General features: G+C 34.3%; 3 protein-coding genes. All 3 read left to right on the plus strand.

Annotated features, from left to right (window positions below):
• The first annotated feature begins 467 nt into the window (after positions 1-467).
• The gene (locus tag AC1DRF_RS23820; protein WP_305157961.1) at positions 468-1373 is read left to right on the plus strand and encodes an alpha/beta hydrolase; all 906 of its coding nucleotides are present in this window, start codon (positions 468-470) and stop codon (positions 1371-1373) included.
• A 156-nt stretch (positions 1374-1529) separates the two neighbouring features.
• Positions 1530-1844: an ArsR/SmtB family transcription factor gene (locus tag AC1DRF_RS23825; RefSeq protein ID WP_097825324.1), complete on the plus strand. Its 315-nt coding sequence runs from the start codon at positions 1530-1532 to the stop codon at positions 1842-1844.
• A gap of 42 nt (positions 1845-1886) precedes the next feature.
• Positions 1887-2280 (plus strand): oxidoreductase (locus AC1DRF_RS23830; protein ID WP_477741856.1); only part of this gene is annotated, 394 nt, incomplete at its 3' end.

A 2280-nucleotide genomic window follows, 5' to 3' on the forward strand; every position in this document is an offset into this window, starting at 1 on the left:
GATATAAACTGTAATATATTGGTTATCGTTTTTTTAGTTGACGATATATTTTAAGTGTGTTAAATTTGCCTTACACCTTTCAAGCGCAATATAAAACCTCTTTTGCATTACAACATCGGAAAAAAGAGATTAACTAACTTTTATTTACAATAATGTTAATTTTATTCACGTGGATACAATTGAAATATCCAAAATATATTTTTTTACACCGATTAACCAATGTGTTTTATTTAARGCTTGAAAGGATAGAGGTACCTTTTTAATTTTAGTGATATAGAATGGAATTAAAAAATATATAGGAATAAACCATATAAAAATTTTTAAATGTTAATATCGGGAAAAACCGATTAATACTCTGTATTGTGCTTGAAAGGTTCTATATTTGAGTAGTTAATGTTTGTAATAAATAGGTGTAGTTTTAACTGAATAAATGAAGTTAACCTTCATAATTTTAAGGAGTGTTATATATGAGTAACTATAAAGATATTCAAAAAGCAAATAATTTCTTCAAAGATAATATACCTGACTTCACTATTCCGGTTGAAGAATTACGTGTGCAAGCTGAGAAAATGTATGGGAAATTACCAGTTGCTGATGATGTAGCAACAGAAAAAGTAGATATTAACGGAATGGAAGGCGAGTGGCAAATCGTTCCTGAATCTAAGGGTGATCGTGTACTTCTTTACCTACACGGTGGAGGTTTCTTATTTGGAAGTATTGCATCTCATCGCGGAGAAACGAGTGAATTAGGAAGAGCAGCGAAAGCACGTACACTTGCAATTAACTACCGATTAGCTCCTGAGCATTCATTTCCTGCACCAATTGAAGATGCACTAAAAGCTTATACATGGTTATTAGATCAAGGTTATGACGCTAAAAATATTATTATTGCTGGTGAATCAGCAGGAGGAAGCATGACTGCTGGATTATTAATGAGCATTCGTGATACAAAGTTACCTCTTCCAGCTGGTGGTGTAATGATTTCACCTTGGATTGATTTGGCTCAAACTGGTGAAACTTATATAACAAAAGAAGGAATTGACCCAATGAATTCAACTGCAGGTGTTAAATATCTAGCAGAAACGTATTTAAATGGTACTTCACCAGAGGCTCCTTTAGCATCACCAATTTATGGTGATTTAAGAGGGTTACCACCAATCTATGTAATGGTGGGAGAAGTTGAAGTAATGTTAAGCGAGGCTTTAACATTTGTTAACAATGCTGCATTAGCAGGAATCGACATTAGATTTAGGTCCTTCCCTGGTATGGTTCATAACTGGCCAGCATTTCATTCTTTCCTAGAAGAAGGCAAGGAAGCTATTCTAAGTGCTGGAGATTTCATGAACGAAATCTTTTCAAAACAAACTAAATAAAAAAAGAGGAAAAAATGCCTGGATATATCTCCGGGCTTTTTCTACAGGAAGGTTAAATGTTAAATATGATAAACTATAAATACTATGTTTAAACGGTGACAAAAATATATTATATATTCGTTTATTCGATTTTATTTTTAGAAAGGTAGATAGCATATGGATACTTTAACTTTACCTGTGTTAAAAGCATTGTCTAATGAAACCCGATATAACATTTTAGAATGGCTAAAAGATCCGGATGAAAACTTTGAACCTCAAATTAATTTACCGAAAAACTCCGACTTTAAAGGGGTCTGTGTAAGTTCTATTAAAAAGAAAACTGGGATGTCCCAATCAGTCATTTCCGATCATTTAGTTCAGCTGCAAAAGGTAGGCTTAGTGGAATCGAAACATATTAGCCAATGGACTTATTATCGAAGAAATGAGGAAAATATTAAACGGTTCAAAGAAAAGATTCAAGTCGATCTATAGAAAAGAGCCATTCCTCAATCATTTCGCAGGAGTGTGCATAAAATGTCCAATTTATTTAGTCCATATAAAATTAAAAACTTAGAATTAAAAAATAGAATTGTCATGTCTCCCATGAGTATGTATGCTTGTAAAGACGGTTCTGGTCTTGTACAAGATTGGCACCGTATCCATTATCCTGCAAGAGCTGTTGGCGGAGTGGGACTTGTCATAATTGAATCAACAGCAGTTACTAAACAAGGAAGAATGGGACCAACCGACCTCGGTATTTGGGAAGATGGGCAAGTAGAAGGTTTAAGGGACCTAGTCAATTTAATTAAAGGTCAAGGTGCGGCGGTAGGAATGCAATTAAATCATGCAGGCCGTAAAGCTAAAATCGATGATCCTATTGCGGCTCCATCTGCTATAGCCTTCTCAAAAGGTGGAAAAGTTCCTGAAG

Source organism: Priestia sp. P5_B4, from assembly GCF_056400385.1.

Bases quoted from the DNA above. Each gene is read 5' to 3' on its own strand.
- AC1DRF_RS23825 (WP_097825324.1), top strand. From the start codon at position 1,530: ATGGATACTTTAACTTTACCTGTGTTAAAAGCATTGTCTAATGAAACC.
- AC1DRF_RS23820 (WP_305157961.1), top strand. From the start codon at position 468: ATGAGTAACTATAAAGATATTCAAAAAGCAAATAATTTCTTCAAAGAT.